Raw genomic sequence first — 20,735 nt, 5'->3', positions numbered from 1 at the left:
TTACACCTCCGAAGTAAACACACCATCTTTAAGTCGTATAACCTTAGTTGCATACTTAGTTAAATCTTGATCATGTGTAACCATTATTATAGTCTTACCTTGTTTGTTAAGCTTTGTTAAAAGCTCCATAATTTCTCTGCTAGTTTCACTATCTAATGCCCCAGTCGGTTCATCTGCAAAGATTATTTGAGGGTCATTTGCCAAGCAGCGTGCAATGGCTACACGCTGTTGTTGACCACCAGATAATTGAAGTGGTTTCTGTTTAAGCTTGTCCAAAAGCCCAACAGAATCTAACTTATCTTTAACAATTTCTTCTCTATCAGATTTTTTTAGCGTTTTATTGTAAATTAGAGGCAACTCTACATTTTGATATACATTTAGAGTTTCTATTAAATTAAATTGTTGGAAAACAAATCCAATATTAAGATTTCTAAAAATAGAACGTTCATTTTCACTCAAATTAGTTACGTTTGTTCCGTCAAATATATACCTTCCTTCATCAAATACATCTAGAAAACCTAAAATATTGAGTAAAGTGGTTTTACCACTACCAGATTTGCCCATTATCATGACAAATTCCCCAGATTCAATTTCTAAATTTAATGATTTTAAAACATGTAATTCATCTTTCCCTACTTTGTAATATTTTTGAATATTTTCTAATTTAATTAACATATGTAAATTAATTCACATCCATATTAACTTCTTCTACTTCTTTGTTTGGAGTAGCATCTCCATTATTAGAGCCAGCAGTTACGCCATTGCCTTGAACTGGGTCTCCTTCTTTCATTTCTTTAGTAGGGTGTTTTATTACTATATCTCCTTGTTCAATACCGCCTCTAATTACAGCAAAATCATCATTTTGACTTGCTACATCTACAATTTGCTTTTTCAAAATACCATCTAAATCCTTAAATACATATGAGTGTTTTTTGTCTTTAAGAACACAAGATGCTGGTATTTTAAAGCTTGAATTGGCTACTTCAAGTGATGCTTGAAGATGAAATCCATTTACTAACCCTTCTTGACTATCGAATGTTATGTTTATATCATAATAAGATAGAGTATTCTGCTGAGCTCCCATCTCAGTATTTGGAGTAGATGGTTTATCAGATATAAAGTTTATTCTACCAGTAAGGTTTTGGTCAGTTGAGAAAACTAATATATTAACCATTTGGTCAATCTTCATTTTAGGTAAATCTTGCTCACTTGCTTGTCCTTTCATATAAAACTCTAGACCTTGAATAGTCATAAATGAGACTGGTTGGTCTGGGTTTCCGGTTTGGTTATTTAAGTATACTGTGCCATCAAAAGGAGCAGTAACTCTGTCATATGCTTTTCTATCCAGAGAAGTTATCTGAGAGTTTAAAGCAGTTATCTGAGCATTTATAGAAGCAATAGCATCTCTATTTTCAGCAATATTATAAAGTGATATTTTTTGTTTTTTGTATTGACTAAGTTGTGATTTTAAACTATCTATTTCTGCTATTATAGTTGGATTTTTGGCAGTAAAAAGAAGGTCTCCTTGATTTACTTTTTGACCATTTGTAACATTAACATCACTTAGCTCATAATCTCCAGATATATTGAAGTCCTTAGTTTGCTTAGGAATAACCATACCATTTATAAATATTTTTTCATTTTCAGGAATAGTATATGTTTCGATAAAGTTTTCCTTAGCTTGTAATCTAATGTTTTTTGAATCAACATAAGCAAGCACTCCTAGAATTAAAAGTATGATTATTACTATGCCTAAATATGTTTTGAATCTTTTATTTTTAAAGGGATTGTTTTTAAAACCTTTATTTTTAGACTTGAAGCTACTGCTTCCAAAACTGTTATTTCTAAAGTTGCTACTTTTAAAACTGTTATTTCTAAATTTTTTATTTTTAAATTTTTTTAGAAAAGACATGTCTTCCTCCTTTTTATAAAAACTACTTATTATATACTGGGATGTACATATAGAATTACTATAAGAAGTTGAATATAAGTTAATGAAAATAAACTATCAATAATAAGATACTATAAATCACATTTAAATGTAATAGTAAATTTTGTATATTGATTGTACTCTGAATCTACATCAATTTTATGACCAAGTTTGTCACAAAGTTCTTTTACTAAATAAAGTCCAAGCCCTGTAGATTTAGAATTATTTCTTCCATTATTACCTGTAAATCCTTTACTGAATATTCGATTTAAATCTTCCTTTTTTATACCACAGCCAGTATCTTCCACTCTTAATTGTAAATAATTTTTGGTTTTTTTGCAATAGATAGATATATTATCTCCTAATAAGGAGTATTTTAGGGAATTACTCAATAATTGCTCGAATATGAAGTAGAGCCATTTTTCATCATATAAAACTTTAAAATTCAAATGATTTAAGTTTAAAATAATTTTTTTTGAAATAAAATACTTTGAGTATTTTCTTATAATATCCCTAATAATTTTTTCGATATTTACTTCTTGAATCAAAAAATCCTTATGAAAATCATCAAGTCTCGATAAATATAAAATTTTTTCATCAATTAAATTTTCATTTTGCTCGAGGATAAGTTTTATTATAGCAATAGGCATTTTTACATCATGTACCCACATATTCAAAATCTCTTTATTTTCTTCAAACTTCTTAATATTATTGTTTATTATGTTATTGCACTGATATTGATAATTATAAAAACACAACATTTACAATTAATATATATAAAATAGTATCAATTAGAAAAATATCTACAGGAGAAAATATAATAACAGCTATTGTAAAAATTAAGAAAGTAAAATTGTATACTAAAAAACCTATTTTATCTTTGAGGAAATCTTTAAATCTCATAAATTCACCTACTTAGAGTTATTTTAACTGATTATATAACCCAATCCTCTTTTTGTTTCTATAAAATCTTCCAGACAAATTTCATTTAATTTTGAGCGTATTCTATTTACATTGACAGTTAATGTATTATCATCTACAAACCAATCATTTTCCCATAATTTTTTTCATGAGTTTATTTCTACTTACTATCTGATCTTTGTATTTCATAAGTTTATGAAGAATTTTAATTTCATTTTTTGTTAGCTGAGTAGTGTTGTCTTCATAACTTATGGTTGCAGTTGATAAATCTAAAGTAACATCATTGTGAACAATCTGATTTGAATTATTCTCAATAAAATTATAAGTTCTTCTTAAAAGGGCATTAACTTTAGCTACTAAGACATCTATAGAAAATGGTTTTTGTATATAATCATCTGCACCTAGATTTACACCCATTATTACATCCATATTAGAATTTCTTGAAGAAATAAAGATTATAGGAACTTTTGAAATTTTTCTTATTTCATTACACCAATGAAAGCCATCATAAAATGGAAGGTTTATATCCAATAAAACTAATTGTGGTTTATAGTTTCTAAACTCTTCTATTATATTTTCAAGATTTTCTATTTGATGCACATCATGTCCTCATTTAGAAAGACATTCTGCTATGATATTTTTCAATGAGGCATCATCTTCAATTACCATTATTTTAAACATTATTACCTCCTAATTCAAAATAGTTATATTAACATAACTATATTCTACTTGATAAGTTAAAATTTTTCTACCTTATTATTTAAAATAATTATATTAGAATAACTATATTTTACTTCCATTAGTTGTAGGTACAGTTCATAATTTATTTGCTATGTCGATAGCACAAAAGTTTATACCAAGGTCATTACTTGCACCAATTATCATAACTCTGGTCATTTATTATAATAGGATACTTCATATATTATTTCTTAACATTAAAATATGCTCAAAACATGATAACAGAATAAATAATAAATTATTTTTTATTTAAAAGAATTAGATGTATTTTTTGAATAAAAAGACTTATTTAAGTGAAGATAGAAAATATTAGAATTAAAATTAAGATATTTTTTAATGATGAAATTAAATATAGGAAAAAGTTTATATTTTATATCATTTTATATCATTTTATATCAGTTATATTACCTGATGTTATATAATAAATCTAAGCAAAATATTAAATAAAAAATGACAAGGAGCTGAAATTTATGAAGTTTAATGCTTACCAACATAAATATTCATCAATAAGAAATGTCGTGTATGCTAAAAATGGAGCAGTTGCAACATCAACACCACTAGCATCTCAAGCTGGGCTTGAAATACTAAAAAAAGGTGGAAATGCTATTGACGCAGCAGTTGCAACAGCTGCCACATTAGCAGTAGTAGAGCCTACAAGCAATGGTATTGGAGGAGATGCATATGCCCTTGTTTGGATAGAGGAAGAAAAACGTTTGTATGGTTTAAACTCTAGTGGTTTTGCTCCAGAAAAGATGGAATTAAAAAATTATAATAATATCAAAGAAATGCCAAAATATGGGTTTGGAGCAGTAACTGTACCTGGAATACCTGCGGCTTGGTCAGAATTAAATAAAAAATATGGGAAACTTAGCTTAATGGAATGCTTATCTCCAGCGATAAACTATGCAAGAGATGGTTACGTAGTATCTCCTAATGTAGCTAAGGTATGGAAAAAATCATATGAACTATATGAACAAGAGTTTGTTGGGGAAGAGTTCAAGCCATGGTTTGATACATTTTCTAAAGATGGTAAAGCTCCAGAAGCTGGAGATGTATTTATATGTGAAGAACAGGCGAGTACCTTAGAAGAAATAGCAAACACTCAAGCTGAAAGTTTTTATAGAGGAAGACTTGCTGATAAAATAGATGAATATTCTAGAAAGTTTGATGGGGCTATAAGAAAGAGTGATTTAGAGTGTTTTTACCCAACATGGGTAGAGCCTATAAGTACAGAATATAAAGGATATAAAATATTTGAAATCCCGCCAAATGGACATGGAATAACAGTTTTAATGGCACTTAATATATTAAAAGAACTGGAGATAGAAGGAAATATAGAAAATGTAGAAGATATACATAAGATTATAGAGAGTTTAAAATTGGCTTTTGCAGATTCTAAAACTTATGTAACAGATATAGAACATATGAAAGTAAAGGTTCAGGAATTACTAAGCCAAGAGTATGCAAAAAAAAGAAGTTTATTAATTGATAATAAAAAGGCTTTGTATCCAACTGCAGGAGAGCCGTATTGTGGTGGTACAGTATATCTTTGTACTGCAGACAAGGATGGAAATATGGTTTCATACATACAGAGTAATTATATAAACTTTGGTTCTGGAATTGTTATACCAAACACTGGAATTGCTTTACATAGTAGAGGTAATAATTTTAATTTAGACCCTGAACACCATAATGTAGTAAAACCATTTAAAAAACCTTATCATACTATAATACCTGGATTTTTAGGTAAAGAAGATAAAGCTATAGGGCCATTTGGTGTAATGGGAGCCTTTATGCAACCACAAGGACATATTCAAGTGCTAACAAATATGATAGACTTTGGCTTAAATCCTCAAGAGGCACTAGATGCTCCAAGATGGCAGTGGATAAAAGGAAAGGAAATAGAAGTTGAATCAGAGATGCCAAAGCCTATAATAGATTCATTAATTGAAAAAGGTCATGAAATAAAAGTAATTCATGATACTGTCGACATGGGGCGAGGTCAAATAATATTTAAAACGGAACAAGAGAGTTATATTTGTGGGACAGAATCAAGATGTGATGGTCATGTTGCAGTTTATTAATATTATCAACTAAAAATATATATAATGAATTTAAAGGGTGTCTAAAATAATAATTAAAGGCGAAAGTCTACAATGACTAACGCCTTTACAAAATTTAAGGTATTATACTGGTTTTATATATTATTAGCTCTATTCTTGACCAGTTTTAATTTCATTGTCGTCATAACTAATCCAGTCACTAAAGCTACCAATATAAATCTTATGAGGTATATCAAGTTCTCTAAGGGCAAGACTGTTAACACAAGCAGATATCCCTGAACCACAAGATAAAATTACTTCATCATAATTATTTAAATCTTTAAAGAATTCTTTTAAAAATTTTATGTCTTTAAGTGAGCCATTTTCAAAATCACTTTTTATTAAATCCTTACAAAAATAATTTTTTGCACTTGGTATATGACCAGCTTTTGAGTAAGCAGGTTCAACTAAACCCTGATATCTTTCATTGGCACGACAATCTATTATTACAGTATCCTTTTTGTATAATTTAGATTTAACGTATTCCATTGGGACAACCAAATCATTATTTATATTTGGTTTAATCTCCTTACCTGTACAATTTGGTATATTTACTTTCTCTTCTAATTCTCCACCTTCCTTCACGAAAGATGTTATTCCTCCATCTAGTACATAGACATTTTTAAGACCCAAGTGTTTTAATTGGAAAAATAATCTACAAGCTCCATTTAAATCTCCATCATCATAAGTTACAATCGTAGTGTCGTTATCAACACCCATTTTTTCTAATTTTTCTTTTAATATTAAAGGGTCTTGTAAAGGATTTTTACCACCATGTTCTTTTGTAGGAGATGATAAATCCTTGTCTATATCTAAGATGAAACTGCCTTTTATGTGTCCTTTTTTATAAGAATCAATACCATAAGTTCTATTGATAAGGTCAAATCTACAATCTATTACAACTAGATTATCATTTTGTTTTATTTTTGATATAAGTTCTTTTGCAGAAATAATGTTTTTCAAAGAATGTACCTCCTATGTTTATATTCTTTTAATTTATATTAATTATTAACTTTATAAGCTAATATTATTATAATTTATTACATAAGTAAATAAATCTTTAGAAATTGTAAAAATTTTATATAAAAATTCAAATAATTAATGAATATTGAAAATTTTAGATATATAATAAAATAAGAGCATATTTTATACAATATGAAAGATGATATTGCAATAGATTAAAGTCTTATACACGTTTAATTTTTAAAGAAATTAGTATTATTATGAAAATCCAAGTTAATTTATTAAGTAAATAATTGAATAAAAAAATTTTATTATGTATTTATAAAATTTTTGTTACAAATTTGGCATAATATAGTATACTTTAAATGTGTATTAGGTTAAATCTATAACAAATTAGACATATGATATAGACTTAGTTTTTATTGGCAGTTAAAAGAAATTTGTTAATATCAACTATTTGTAATTTGGGCAGTTACAATTACTATAGGGGGGATGTCCAATACAAAACATTTAATCAAGGACTAATATTGTATTATAAAAAGTTATAGTTTTGTGTGTTTATGTTTTTAATTAAATTTAAAGTGGGAAAAATATATTTGTTAGAATGGAGAATAGCGAGATGAGTAATAAAATAGTTAGTAAGAGACAATTAACAGATAGTATTTATTTAATGGAAATAGAGGCACCTAGAGTTGCAAAATCTTCTCAACCTGGTCAATTTATAATAATTAAAAATGACGAAAAGGGAGAAAGAATTCCTCTTACAATAGCTGACTATGATAGAGAAAAAGGAACAGTAACTATTGTATTCCAAACAGTTGGTGCTTCAACTAAAAAGTTAGCAATGTTTGAAGAAAACGATTTTGTAATGGACTTTGTAGGCCCACTAGGACAAGCAAGTGAATTTATACATGAAGATATAGAAGAATTAAAAAATAAAAAAATATTATTTGTAGCTGGTGGAGTTGGTTCTGCTCCAGTGTATCCACAAGTTAAATGGTTTAAAGAGCATGGATTAGATGTAGATGTAATAATTGGTGCAAGAACTAAAGAATTAATTATATTAGAAGATGATATGAAAAAAGTAGCTAAAAATGTATACGTATCAACAGATGATGGTACATATGGATTTAATGGAAGAGTTACAGACCTATTAAAAGATTTAGTTGATAATCAAGGCAAAAAATACGACCAAGCGATAGTAATTGGACCAATGATAATGATGAAATTTATGTGTCAATTAACTAAAGAGCTAAATATACCTACTATAGTAAGTTTAAATACAATAATGATTGATGGAACAGGTATGTGTGGTGGTTGTAGAGTTAGCGTTGGAAATGAAACTAAGTTTGCATGTGTAGATGGTCCTGAATTTGATGGTCATTTAGTTGATTTTGATCAAGCAATGAGAAGACAATCTATGTATAAGACTCAAGAGGGAAGAGCTATGCTAAAACTTGAAGAAGGCGATAGTCATCATCATAGTAATTGTGGATGTGGAGGTAACAAATAATGGATGCTAAAAAAGTAAAAGTACCAGTTAGAGAACAAGAACCTGCTGTTAGAGCAACAAATTTTGATGAAGTATGTTTAGGATATAATAAAGAAGAGGCTATAGCAGAGGCTAATAGATGTCTAGCTTGTAAAAAACCAAAATGTGTAGGTGGATGTCCAGTAGGAATCGACATCCCAGGATTTATAACAAAAATTAAAGAAGATGATATAGAAGGTGCTGCTAAAGTAATAGCTAAGAGCAGTTCATTACCGGCTGTTTGTGGTAGAGTATGCCCACAAGAAAGTCAATGTGAAGGTGTGTGTATACTTGGAATAAAATCAGATGCCGTGTCAATAGGTAAACTAGAAAGATTTGTAGCAGATTGGTCAAAAGAAAATGATATAAATTTATCTGATACAGAGCCTAAGAAAAATCAAAAGGTAGCAGTAATAGGAAGTGGTCCAGCAGGTCTAGCTTGTGCTGGTGATTTAGCTAAAAAAGGTTATGATGTAACAATTTTCGAAGCAATGCATGAGCCAGGTGGAGTTTTAACTTATGGAATACCTGAATTTAGACTTCCAAAACAAGCTGTTGTTCAACCTGAAATAGATAATATAAGAAAATTGGGTGTAAAAATAGAAACTAATGTAATTGTTGGTAAAACAATTACAGTAGATGAACTTATAGAAGATGAAGGATTTGAAGCTATATTCATAGGTTCAGGAGCTGGTCTTCCAATGTTTATGAACATACCAGGAGAAAATGCAAATGGAGTATTTTCTGCAAATGAGTTTTTAACTAGAGTAAACTTAATGAAAGCTTATAGAGATGACTATGATACACCTATTAGTTCTGGTAAAAAAGTTGCTGTAGTGGGTGGTGGAAATGTTGCTATGGACGCTGCTAGAACTGCACTAAGATTAGGTTCAGAATCATATATAGTTTATAGAAGAAGTGAAAAAGAGCTTCCAGCAAGAGCTGAAGAAGTTCACCATGCAAAAGAAGAAGGTATTATATTTAATACATTAACAAATCCTAAAGAAATTTTAGTAGATGAAAATGGATATGTTAAAGGTATGGTTTGTATAAGAATGGAATTAGGAGAGCCAGACGATTCTGGAAGAAGAAGACCTATAGAAATAGAAGGTTCTGAATTTGTACTTGATGTAGATACAGTTATAATGTCACTTGGAACAAGTCCAAATCCATTAATATCTTCTACAACAAAGAGTCTTGATATAAATAAGAAGAGATGTCTAATAACGGATGAAAATGGTCAGACTTCTAAAGAAGGTGTATTTGCAGGTGGAGATGCTGTTACTGGAGCAGCAACGGTAATATCTGCAATGGGTGCTGGAAAAACAGCAGCAGCTTCAATAGATGAATACTTAAAAGCAAAAGTTAATGCTTAATTTGTAAATTAAAAATACCAATCTAGAATATAATTTCTAGTTTGGTATTTTTTGATTGTGTAATAATGTAACAGTTATTATTGTAATATTTGATACTAAGTAACATAGTTCTGTGTAATTATGATAAAATATATAAGTAAAGGTTTTATAAGGAGGGAGTAATGTGTGGAGAATAAAATCAAATTTGTTAAATTTAATCTTAGATAACAGAAAAACAAATTGTATAATTAATGGTATTTTAATATGAAAAGAAATGAAAAAGTATTTGGTGGGCTAGCTTTTAAGCATATATTAATTTTATTAATACTATTAGTTTTAATTGATTTAACAAGCACTATTATGTATGCAAGTAATTATATGGAAGTTACTTCTAGAAATATGATTGAGGCGTCAAAAAGAGAACTTGAAGACTATTTAAAAGTAAACACATCTTTATTAAAAGCTCTTAGTCAAGATGATAGATTTTCTAATAGTGAAACATCTTTAATTGAAAAAGGAAAATTATTAACACCATATCAAAAAGAATATAATATTTTTATGATTGGTATAACGGATACAAAAGGAAATACTTCAAGTACATATAGGGAAAAGGTTAGCCAAATAAAAGATAAGCCTAGTTTTGAGAAAGCAATTAAAACAAAGCAAGTAGTAGTATCAGATATTGAAGTTAGCAATGTGACAGGTGATAAAGTATTTATTATATATGTACCTATTATAAAAAATAATGAGGTTTTTGGAACCATTTTTGCTTCTTTTTATTTTCAAGATGTAAATAATTTAATAAATAGAAGCTGTTTTGATGATTCTATTAAATTTCTAATGATAGATAAAGATTATACTATTATTTCTCATCCAAATAAAAAGTATGTAAATGATAAAAGTAAGATGCTTACTTTAGAAGGAAATATTATAAGAACGACTAAAAATAAAACCTTAAAAAATATAAATCAAAAGCATCAAGATAATTTTTTATCTTGGGATAATTGGAGATTATATAACATAAAATATACGAATGTAAAGTGTACTAATTGGACTTTAGTATTAAAATGTAATATATTTAAGAATTTTAAAAGTCTGATAGTTAATTTTATAATCAAATTGTATTTTTATATAGTAATATTTATGATATTGTGGAAATTAAGTAATGCTAAATTAATAGAACGACTTAAGAAACTAGCTTATTATGATTCTTTAAGCGGAATAAAAAACAAAGAAAAGTTTAGAAAAGATTCTATGTATATTTTAAAGAATTATTATCAGGATAATTTTTACTTGGTGCAATTAGATGTCAATAAATTTAAATACATAAATGAGATGTTTGGTTATGCTGAAGGAAATAAGATATTAATACATATAGCACAGGTTTTAAATAATAATATGAATAAATATGAAATTTGTGCTAGGATGGATAATGACCATTTTATATTGTTGATTTCTTGTGATACTGAAGACAAACTTTTAGATAGATTGTCTAAAATAAATAATGAAATTTGCAATTTAAAAACTATTAATTCATCTAAATATAAAATTGTTATGTCAAGTGGTATATATAAGGTTACTAAAAAAGATGATATTAAAAAGATTGACTTGTTAATTGATAGGGCAAATATTGCAGCAAAAAGTAAAAAGGAAAAATATGAACATTCATATTCGTTTTTTAATGAAGATACAAGGAATCGATTGTATAAGGAAAAACAATTGGAAGATAATATGAATAAAGCTCTAGAAAAAGGTGAATTTATATTGCATTATCAGCCTAAGTATAGTCTAAATGATATAAATGAAATTAAAGGAGCAGAAGCTTTGATAAGATGGAATAGCCCAGAACTGGGATTTATTTCACCTGCAGATTTTATACCTTTATTTGAAAAGAATGGTTTCATTGTAAATATTGATATGTTCGTATTTGAAGAAGTATGCAAAACCTTGAATAAGTGGATAAATAAAGGATATACTCCTGTACCAATATCTGTAAATATGTCTAGGGTTCATTTATACAGAGATAATTTTATAGAAAATATAACTGATTTGATAAATAAATACAATATATCTCCTGAGTTTATCGAACTTGAACTAACAGAAAGTGTTGTATTTGATAACTTAAACATATTGATTAATATAATGAAAAAGATTAAAAAAATAGGATTTCTTATATCAATGGATGACTTTGGTTCAGGATATTCATCTTTAAATCTATTAAAAGACCTTTCTTTTGATGTTTTAAAATTAGATAGAGGATTTTTAATTGAAACAACAGATACAAAACGTGGAAAAATTATTATTTCTAAAATAGTGGAGATGGCAAAAGCAATTAATATTGAAGTAATCTGTGAAGGAGTAGAAACTTATGAGCAAGTAGAATTCTTAAAAGAAATAGGTTGTGATAAAGTTCAAGGATACTTATTTGCTAAACCTATGCCATTAGATGAATTTGAAAATCATTTAAGCTTTAAATTTGATTAATGATTAATAACTATTAGACTATGAGGTACCCTAACAATTGACTTACAAATATGTAAGCTAATTGTTAGGGTATTTTTATGGTTAAAGCAGTATATTCACGATATTATAGTATTGTAGTAAAAATAAAAAAATTATGGAGAATATAAAATGAACATGTTAAGTATTAGATAAATTTAATTTAAATATTTATCAATTTAATATAACTATTTTCTTTGGAATATTGCCCTAAAGCCACTATTTGTATCATCATGCTATTACCTTTTAAATTTATTTTTATATAATAAAATGCACATATTTTCTTTTTAATTTGCTTATAATTTAATGGTTTGATATAAGAATTTAAATTATTTTCTTTTAAATACTTATAGTTTTCTTCACTTTCATATCTATAATCACAAACAATATTTTTAAATTCTTTATTGTAATTGTTTTTTATATTATCTAAAATATATGGTATAAGTTTAGTTACATCAGATTTGTTACTGCTAACATCTAAAATCATTATATGATTACTTTCAACATCAATTTGAACATTATAAGCATATTCTAATTGTCCATTTTTCATATCACAATTGTTACATAGATTATGGGTTCCTAGGAATCTGTTTTTTATTTTTTGTCAAAAGATAAGGCTGTCTCAATTTTGAGACAGCTCTATTATTTTTATATTCGAATTAATATTAAGTTTGTTTTTTAATGTTTTTGTAACAATTACCTCACTTGCTTAACATTATTTGTTTTATGAAAGTTGTGTTATAACAAGATGTGCAGAAACAGGTCTTGTTCCACCTGCAAGAGGTGTAATTGTTAATGCTGTTGAATTACCTGCAGGATTTCTTACTGTTAGTGTTGAATTAATAGTACTGGTAGTAACAAGTGCCATACCTATAATTTGAGAAGTACCTGTTGCTCGACCAACCACAGTGTATAATAGATCAGCACCATTAAGGGTTAAAATTAATTGTCCTGCTTCATCTACACCAACTTGAAATAATATTTGATATGTGCCAATTAATGACAAGTTGAATGCACTAGGGCTTATACGTGTAATAACTGAACCGCCAGAGGGTCCATCCTGAGGAAAGCTTACATCAATACCAGGTGCAACTGTTGCTGCATTATCAGGAGGCATTAATGCAAAAAAGTCTGCAAAACTTAATATTCCTCCAGTGGCGCCAGTAGGCCCAGTATTTCCAGTAGGCCCAGTTATACCAAAGCCAGTAGGCCCAGTAGCTCCAGTAGGCCCAGTGATTCCTGTGATACCAGTGGCGCCAGTAGGTCCAGTAGCTCCAGTAGGCCCAGTGATTCCTGTGATACCAGTGGCGCCAGTAGGTCCAGTATTTCCAGTAGGACCAGTTATACCAAAGCCAGTAGGACCAGTAACCCCAGTAGGACCAGTATTTCCAGTAGGTCCAGTAATTCCTGTGATACCAGTGGCGCCAGTAGGCCCAGTATTTCCAGTAGGCCCAGTGATTCCTGTGATACCAGTGGCGCCAGTAGGTCCAGTATTTCCAGTAGGACCAGTTATACCAAAGCCAGTAGCTCCAGTAGGCCCAGTAGGTCCAGTGATTCCTGTGATACCAGTAGGTCCTGTATTTCCAGTAGCACCAGTAGGCCCAGTAATTCCAGTGATACCAGTGGCGCCAGTAGGCCCAGTATTTCCAGTAGGTCCAGTGATTCCAGTGATACCAGTGGCGCCAGTAGGCCCAGTTATACCAAAGCCAGTAGGCCCAGTATTTCCAGTAGGCCCAGTAATTCCAGTGATACCAGTGGCGCCAGTAGGTCCAGTATTTCCAGTAGGCCCAGTTATACCAAAGCCAGTAGGACCAGTAGCCCCAGTAGGACCAGTATTTCCAGTAGGGCCAGTTGCTCCTACTCCCGGACCAGTAGGCCCTTGTGGACCAGTAGCCCCAGTAGGCCCTTGTGGACCGGTAGCACCTTTTGGTCCTCGTGGACCAGTTATACAACATGGAAAATATTCACAAGAATCGCAACATGAATTGCATCCTTTATGATAATGATTACCTGAACAATTATCCATTAACTTATCTCCTTTATTATAATATTTTGTAACCATAAATTAATTCCATTTAATTAGTTACTCTTATATATTATGAAACTAGGTGGACACAAGTTCATATTGAGGTTGTGAATTATATATTATAAAATTTTTTTATCGGTTTATTTTAGTTAGGAAAAAATATGTCTAAATTTATTAATGAAATTTGTTTATTAATTTTTATATTATTATGATATTCATGTGTGTTTTTATTTCGAGTTCGTACTTTATTCTTTTTAAATAAAGTATTAAATAGTAGTTTTAACTTAGAAAATATGGGTATATTACTAAGGATATTCTATATATTCACTTTATTTTTATCTGTTAAAAAAATTTTATACTAGAAAAGTTTGGTTTTTTGATTAAAGTGGTATATAATAGATATATAAAATTAATATTTAAAAAGTAGTTAATATTAAGGGAGGGCATTTGCACCTCCCTTGTAATATGTGAAAAATTGAATATTAGAAGAAGGAGGAGACTTGATGGAAAATCAACAATTATTAGGAACAGAACGAATTAGTAAATTACTACTGAAATATTCTATACCAGCTATAATAGGTATGTTGGTAAATAGTTTATATAATGTAGTAGATAGAATCTTTATTGGAAATATACCAGGAGTTGGGCCACTTGCAATAACAGGTCTTGGTGTAACAATGCCAATAATGACAATAATACTTGCATTTGGAATGTTGATAGGTATAGGAACTACTACTACCATATCGATAAAGCTTGGGCAAGGTAAAGTAGAAGATGCAAGAAAACTTATAGGAAATGCAATGACTTTATCTGTAGTAACAGGAATTATCATAATGATATTTGGAATATTATTTGCAAATAAAATACTTACATTGTTTGGAGCAAGTGAAAATACTTTAATATATGCAAAATCATATATAAACATTATATTATTAGGTACAGTAGTAAATCTTCTTTCCTTTTCTTTAAACCACTCAATAAGAGCTGATGGTAGTCCTAAAATTTCAGCAGGAATAATGATAGTAGGATGTTTAACTAATATAGTTTTAGACTGGATATTAATATTTGGATTAAATTTGGGAATACAAGGAGCTGCAATTGCTACAATAACTTCTCAAGCTCTTACAGCTATTTTAACTATAGGATATTATATAAGTGGAAAATCAAACTTACGATTCAGTAAATCTAATCTAAAATTAGATAAAAAGCTAGTAAAAGCAGTGTTTGCAATAGGTATGTCGCCATTTGCGATGCAACTTGCAGCAAGTTTAGTTCAAGTAATATCGAATATTGCACTTAAAACTCATGGTGGAGATTTAGCTATAGGGGCTATGGCTACTATTTCTTCTATCGCAATGGTATTTTTAATGCCTATCTTTGGAATAAATCAAGGGGCGCAACCTATTATAGGTTTCAATTATGGAGCTGAAAAATATGATAGAGTTAAAAAAGCATACTTAGGTTCACTGGTAGTAGCTACCATAATTTTATGTATGGGTATGGTAGTAATTATGCTTTTCCCAGAAGCTATTATAGGTATATTCAATAAAGACCCTGAACTTATGAATATATCTGTTAATGGATTAAGAATATACCTACTTATGTTGCCAATTGTAGGCTTATCAGTTACAGGAACAAACTTTATACAATCTATAGGAAAAGCTAAAATGGCTATGTTATTGAGCCTTTTAAGACAAGTAATTTTATTGATACCAGCAGTACTAATTCTTCCTACATTCTTAGGTTTACAGGGTGTATGGACAGCTCAACCAGTATCTGACTTTATAGCCACAGTAATTACAGGTATAGTTGTATTTAGAGAGTTAAAAAGATATACTCCTAAAAGTGAAAAGTTAAATGAAAATGAAAGATTAAATGAGATAACTACTGAATAAAAAATTAAATTCAGATAATTGAGCAAGAAATTGCAAAAAATACGATTATATGATAAAATAAAACCGCTGTTAAGGATAAGAGAAATTCTGATTATGGAGTGATTTTATGGAATTTACAAAGAAAAGCAAATTAAAAAATATGTATGTAAACATGAATGTAGCTAGAATGTTGTCTAAGATAAATGAATATAAGGGTAGACAACTGCTTTACAAAAAACAACCAAAAGAAATTTTGGAAAGCCTAGAAAAAAAGTCTTTAGTAGATTGTTCAGAGTCTACATACATTGGAAATCAAAGAGATAGTAGTAATTTTAATTTAGAAAAGTTAATAAGTAATGAAGTTACACCTAGAAGTAGAGAGGAATTAAGTATTGTTGAATACAGAGATGTAGTAAAAACTATTAACAGTGCTTATGAAAGTATTCCAATAAGTTCACAAACAATTCTTGAGCTTCATGGATACTTATATAAATTTTCATCTACTAGAGGAGGAAGTTATAAGTCAGATAATGATTTTATTGAACATAATTTAAAATCTAGTGAATTTATAAGTATTGATTCAAGTGTCAATAAAGTCGAAAAAGCTGTAGAAGAAATATGTGAAGCTTATAATATATTGGTAGAGGAAGATGAAATTGATATATTAATATTAATTTCAGCATTTGTGTTAGATTTCATATTGATACATCCATTCAAAGAAGGTAATATAAAAATGGCGAGAGTACTTATTCTATTGTTACTAAATAAAAATGGATATGAAGTTGGAAGATATATTAGTTTAGGAAAAATATTTGATGATAGTTCATATGAATATTATAGTAATCTAAATTATTTGAAAGCTTCTATAGGCAATGAAAAAGCAGATATGAATGCGTGGATTGAGTATTTTTTAGAGACAATATTGACTGCATATGAGAAGTTGGATGATAGTTTAAATATATCTGATAAGAAAAGGCAGACAAAAACTAGTAGAATAGAAAAAATAATAAATTCTACTCTTGGATATTTTACAAAAGAAGATATAAGAGATTTATGTCCTGATATTCCAGAGCCTACTATAAATAGAGTTTTTAATAATCTAAGAAAACAAGATAAGATAGAAGTTGTTGCAAGAGGTAGAAGTGCAAAATGGAAGAAAAAATATTAAAAAATATTTAAATAACTGTAATGTGGGTGTCTCAAAATGAACTTTTTAGTTCATGAGGCACTCTTTTTTGTATGAAATCAAGTATATTTTTATCATTTCAATAATGAAAAAGAGTCTTATCTCTATTTTGATACAATCACATTTTTAATATTAGTAGCATGGGCAATAATTTGACAGTTTAAGTAATATCAATTTTATTTATTGATTATTTTTGTATGGAATATGGAATTATATGGTATAATGTTGACATAAATAACAGACAATATGAATGTAGTTAATATTTAAAGTAAGGAGTATAAAATGCAATTAGATAAAAATTTTCTAAATAAAAATGGGTTTATAACAATAAATATAGCAAGAGAATTAATATTATTATCAGTAGGTGATAAAATAAAGACTATAAATGAATATAGCAACAAATTTAAAGTTGGTAGAGGAACTATACAATCTGTAATTAAGCATTTTGAACAGGTAGGTGCAATTTCTTTAGAAAGAAAGGGACATTTAGGTACATTTTTATCACAAGTAGATTATAAAATTCTATGGAGCTTTACAAAATACAACACTATAGTAGGTGTAATGCCTTTACCATATTCAAAATTATATGAAGGGCTAGCCACAGGATTGAATATAACACTAGAAAAGGAAGAATTTTCTATAGCTATGGCATATATGAGAGGTGCAGAAACAAGAATAAATAGTTTAAAATCAGGAAGATATGACTTTGCAATAACATCTAAATTAGCAGCTACAAGCATATTAAGTACTGATGAAGATATGGAAATAGTTTTAGATTTAGGTGAAAATAGCTATGTAAATAAACATGTATTAGTGTTTTCAGGGCAAGATGATATCGAGATAAAGAAAGGCATGAGAGTAGGTGTAGATAGAAGGTCTATAGACCAATATTCACTAACCTTAAAAGAGTTTGAAGGAATAGATGTAGAATTTGTAGATATGTCATATAATCAAATTGTAACAAAAATATTAAATAAAGAAATAGATGCGGCAGTATGGTCTATAGATGAAATAAAAGAGAAAGAAATACATTTAAAGCATAGAGATTTAAAAAGTAATACTAGTAAAGAATCAAATACAGCAGTTATTGTAATTAATAAAAATAATCTAGGAATAAAGGGATTCATTGAGAAATTTGTAGATGCTAAAAAAGTGAGAGAGGTACAACAAGATGTTATAGATGGCAGGTTATCACCAAGATACTAATTGAAAATTAGCAAAAAATGTTAGAAAATATTTGACAAATAAAAAAAAAGAAATTATACTATACAGTATAAGTTAAATTTTAAACTTAAAGTACAAAAAACTGTATATTGAATATTTTTTTAAATTTAAAGTACAGAAAATTGTACATTAATCAAAAAAGTGAGAGGTGGATTATGGAAACAAGAATTATGATGTTATATCATGCAGGAATGATAGACGAAAGTACTAAAGACTATTTAATCTATGTGATAAATCAATTGGAATCAAAAGGATTTGATAAAGAATCAGACAATATGGCTAGGATGATTACTCACTTTGCAATGGCAATATCTAGACAACAACAAGGTAAGATTGTTGACGAAATGGATTCATTTTTGTTTGAGGATATTAAAAATAATGAAAACTATGAACAAGCAAAGAATCTATGGGATGATATGAATTTAAAATTGCCAATTAAATTTAATGAAAATGAGGTAAGATTTATGATGTTACATCTGAGTACATTAGTAGGTAATAAATAAAAATTATTTATATATTGGGGAGGATATATTGTATGTTAAAAATAGTAGTAGGTGGACAAATGGATAAAGATAGGATAGCTAAAAAGATAGAGGAGATAGCTAAGGATAAGGTATCAATAGAAGTTAAAAGTGATTTGGAGGCTGCTATGGCAATGAAAAATGGACAAGCAGACTATTATTTTGGAGCCTGTAATACAGGTGGGGGTGGAGCATTAGCGATGGCTATAGCTTTATTAGGTATGCCAATGTGTTTAACAGCTTCAATGCCAGGAAGCATGTTATCAAAAGAAGAAATCATAAAAGGTATAGAGGCAGGAAAGAAAGCTTATGGATTTACACCACAGCATGCAGAACAAGTAATTGAGATTATATTAGAGAAAATCTTAGGATAATAAAGGGAGGTGTTTTGTATGGATACACGAACAGTGGAAACTAAGAATTTAAATGATATTTTTAAAAAGGCTGTGTTACTAGTATGTATAGGAATTATATTTTCAGTAATATATTACTTAACAGTTGATATGGCTAATATATTTAAGTATATAGTTGCAGCTTCATTAGGAGGTCTGTCATGTATATTAGTAAATAAAGGGATAGCAACTTTTAATGATGCATTAAGACCTATTATGCCTGAGTACATAGAAGGTAGAATGACACGTGCAGAATTAGCAGCTACTAGTTTTGCATTAGGATTTGGATTAGTTATAGGATTTGGGATACCGTTTTCTATAGGCTCACCAATAATATTGGCACATAGTATATTATTGGGGTCAGATATTATAGGAACATGGTGTCCAGATTCCAAAAAAGGAACTATATTGTCTGGAGTTATAGGCTCTTTATATGGAGTAGGCATAGTTTATGGACTTGAAATAGTGGTAAATTTATTTGCAATGCTACCAGTAAATTTCCTAGATGCATTAGGAAGTGTAGGTTCACCTGTAGTTGCAGCATTTTCAATATTTCCAGCAATTGTTGTTGGATATCAACATGGGTTTGGTAAGGGAGCAATTACATTTATAGTAATAGCTCTTGTAAATCAGATAACTGTAAAATATGGTGTTATACCAGTAGGAGATGTTACAGTTAAGTTAAGTGCAGATGGAATGGCTTTATTGGTAGGTGTACTTATGATGTTGGTATTTGCTATGTATGAAAAAAGTGATGGAAGTAATTCCAATCAGGCTTTAGTCGGTATATTTGCAGAAAGATTAAAAAATATAAAGAAGAACATATTTGTAATAGCAGTGATGGGTGGACTTGTAGCAGCAGCAACTTCTCTAAGTTTCTTTGCAGGAGATCCAATATCATTAGAACTATTGAGTGCTGGAAAAAGTACAGAAGCATCTATTGCAGCATTTGCTAGAGCTATAGGTTTTATACCTCTTGTATATACAACAGCAATAACTACAGGCGTATATGGACCAGTAGGAACAACACTAGTATTTGTAGTAGGAATAATTTTAATAGGAAATCCAATAGTAGCATTTCTAGTAGCGTCAGTAGTAATGTTTTTGGAGGTATTATTACTAGAAAAAGCTGCTGCAGGGCTTGATAAATTCCCAGGAATAAAAAAATCTGGTGACCATGTAAGAACAGCAATGAATAAAGTTTTAGAAATTGCTATCATGGCAGGTTCAATGATGGCAGGTAATACCTTAGCTCCGGGAACAGGATTCTTATTTGTAGCTGGTGCATATGCTTTAAATAAGACAGCTAAAAAATCTTTGGTTGAGATAGCTGTAGGACCAGTAGCTGTAATAGTATTAGGTATATTGTTAAATATATTATTTGTAATAGGTCTATATACACCAATAGCATAATTAATATAAGATGGGCTGGGATAAGATTTAGGTATGATTTATACTCAAGGTTTTATTCAG

Annotated in this window: 16 protein-coding genes and 2 pseudogenes; 10 read left to right on the top strand and 8 right to left on the bottom strand. The window is 29.1% G+C overall.

The window, feature by feature from the left end; translation table 11 throughout:
• The 4 genes and pseudogenes from IR152_RS14125 to IR152_RS14110 form a co-directional block, all read right to left on the bottom strand.
• Nucleotides 1–675 carry an ABC transporter ATP-binding protein gene (locus tag IR152_RS14125; protein ID WP_227452580.1) on the bottom strand — a complete coding sequence of 225 codons (675 nt, stop codon included), beginning with the start codon at nt 673–675 and terminating at the stop codon, nt 1–3.
• Nucleotides 676–682: 7 nt separating this feature from the next.
• Nucleotides 683–1,912: an efflux RND transporter periplasmic adaptor subunit gene (locus IR152_RS14120; RefSeq protein WP_227452579.1), complete on the bottom strand. Its 1,230-nt coding sequence runs from the start codon at nt 1,910–1,912 to the stop codon at nt 683–685.
• Nucleotides 1,913–2,022: 110 nt separating this feature from the next.
• Nucleotides 2,023–2,691, bottom strand: coding sequence for an ATP-binding protein (locus tag IR152_RS14115; protein WP_227452578.1), 669 nt, complete (start codon nt 2,689–2,691; stop codon nt 2,023–2,025).
• A gap of 165 nt (nt 2,692–2,856) precedes the next feature.
• A pseudogene (locus tag IR152_RS14110) lies at nt 2,857–3,532 on the bottom strand (response regulator transcription factor).
• Between the two features lie 527 nt (nt 3,533–4,059).
• Between IR152_RS14110 and ggt the strand changes: the two are divergent.
• Nucleotides 4,060–5,673 carry a gamma-glutamyltransferase gene (ggt, locus tag IR152_RS14105; RefSeq protein ID WP_227452577.1) on the top strand — a complete coding sequence of 538 codons (1,614 nt, stop codon included), beginning with the start codon at nt 4,060–4,062 and terminating at the stop codon, nt 5,671–5,673.
• A gap of 129 nt (nt 5,674–5,802) precedes the next feature.
• On the opposite strand, the gene IR152_RS14100 is transcribed toward ggt, so the two are convergent.
• Nucleotides 5,803–6,654, bottom strand: coding sequence for a sulfurtransferase (locus IR152_RS14100; protein ID WP_227452576.1), 852 nt, complete (start codon nt 6,652–6,654; stop codon nt 5,803–5,805).
• A gap of 619 nt (nt 6,655–7,273) precedes the next feature.
• Between IR152_RS14100 and IR152_RS14095 the strand changes: the two genes are divergently transcribed.
• The 3 genes from IR152_RS14095 (at nt 7,274) to IR152_RS14085 (ending at nt 12,024) form a co-directional block, all read left to right on the top strand.
• The gene (locus tag IR152_RS14095; protein WP_009905491.1) at nt 7,274–8,167 is read left to right on the top strand and encodes a sulfide/dihydroorotate dehydrogenase-like FAD/NAD-binding protein; all 894 of its coding nucleotides are present in this window, start codon (nt 7,274–7,276) and stop codon (nt 8,165–8,167) included.
• A complete protein-coding gene (gltA, locus tag IR152_RS14090) occupies nt 8,167–9,561 on the top strand; it encodes an NADPH-dependent glutamate synthase (RefSeq protein WP_227452575.1) in 1,395 nt (464 codons plus the stop codon). Before IR152_RS14095 ends, gltA begins: the two co-directional genes overlap by 1 nt.
• Nucleotides 9,562–9,804: 243 nt before the next feature.
• Nucleotides 9,805–12,024 carry an EAL domain-containing protein gene (locus IR152_RS14085; protein ID WP_227452574.1) on the top strand — a complete coding sequence of 740 codons (2,220 nt, stop codon included), beginning with the start codon at nt 9,805–9,807 and terminating at the stop codon, nt 12,022–12,024.
• 178 nt (nt 12,025–12,202) lie between these two features.
• On the opposite strand, the gene IR152_RS14080 is transcribed toward IR152_RS14085, so the two are convergent.
• From IR152_RS14080 to IR152_RS20090, 3 genes and pseudogenes are all read right to left on the bottom strand, one after another.
• Nucleotides 12,203–12,589 carry a hypothetical protein gene (locus IR152_RS14080; RefSeq protein ID WP_227452573.1) on the bottom strand — a complete coding sequence of 129 codons (387 nt, stop codon included), beginning with the start codon at nt 12,587–12,589 and terminating at the stop codon, nt 12,203–12,205.
• Nucleotides 12,590–12,763: 174 nt separating this feature from the next.
• Nucleotides 12,764–13,156: a hypothetical protein gene (locus tag IR152_RS20095; RefSeq protein WP_255624816.1), complete on the bottom strand. Its 393-nt coding sequence runs from the start codon at nt 13,154–13,156 to the stop codon at nt 12,764–12,766.
• Nucleotides 13,157–13,189: 33 nt separating this feature from the next.
• A pseudogene (locus tag IR152_RS20090) lies at nt 13,190–14,101 on the bottom strand (hypothetical protein); the annotation flags it as partial.
• A 467-nt stretch (nt 14,102–14,568) separates the two neighbouring features.
• Between IR152_RS20090 and IR152_RS14070 the strand changes: the two are divergent.
• From IR152_RS14070 to IR152_RS14045, 6 genes are all read left to right on the top strand, one after another.
• Complete coding sequence (locus IR152_RS14070; RefSeq protein ID WP_227452572.1) at nt 14,569–15,960, top strand: MATE family efflux transporter; 1,392 nt, start codon at nt 14,569–14,571, stop codon at nt 15,958–15,960.
• A gap of 106 nt (nt 15,961–16,066) precedes the next feature.
• Nucleotides 16,067–17,107, top strand: a complete 1,041-nt coding sequence (locus IR152_RS14065) for a Fic family protein (RefSeq protein WP_227452571.1) — start codon at nt 16,067–16,069, stop codon at nt 17,105–17,107.
• 300 nt (nt 17,108–17,407) lie between these two features.
• On the top strand, nt 17,408–18,331 hold the full coding sequence (gene yhfZ, locus IR152_RS14060; RefSeq protein WP_227452570.1) for a GntR family transcriptional regulator YhfZ: 924 nt from the start codon (nt 17,408–17,410) through the stop codon (nt 18,329–18,331).
• A 173-nt stretch (nt 18,332–18,504) separates the two neighbouring features.
• Nucleotides 18,505–18,852, top strand: coding sequence for a PRD domain-containing protein (locus IR152_RS14055; protein ID WP_227452569.1), 348 nt, complete (start codon nt 18,505–18,507; stop codon nt 18,850–18,852).
• Nucleotides 18,853–18,884: 32 nt separating this feature from the next.
• Nucleotides 18,885–19,244 (top strand): DUF2620 domain-containing protein, encoded by a 360-nt coding sequence (locus tag IR152_RS14050; RefSeq protein ID WP_227452568.1) that lies wholly within the window; start codon nt 18,885–18,887, stop codon nt 19,242–19,244.
• Nucleotides 19,245–19,262: 18 nt separating this feature from the next.
• A complete protein-coding gene (locus tag IR152_RS14045; RefSeq protein ID WP_227452567.1) occupies nt 19,263–20,675 on the top strand; it encodes a YhfT family protein in 1,413 nt (470 codons plus the stop codon).
• The last annotated feature ends 60 nt before the right edge of the window (nt 20,676–20,735 follow it).

This window comes from Clostridioides sp. ES-S-0108-01 (assembly GCF_020662285.1).
Lineage (GTDB): Bacteria > Bacillota > Clostridia > Peptostreptococcales > Peptostreptococcaceae > Clostridioides.
This window is presented reverse-complemented; position numbering and strand designations above follow the sequence as displayed.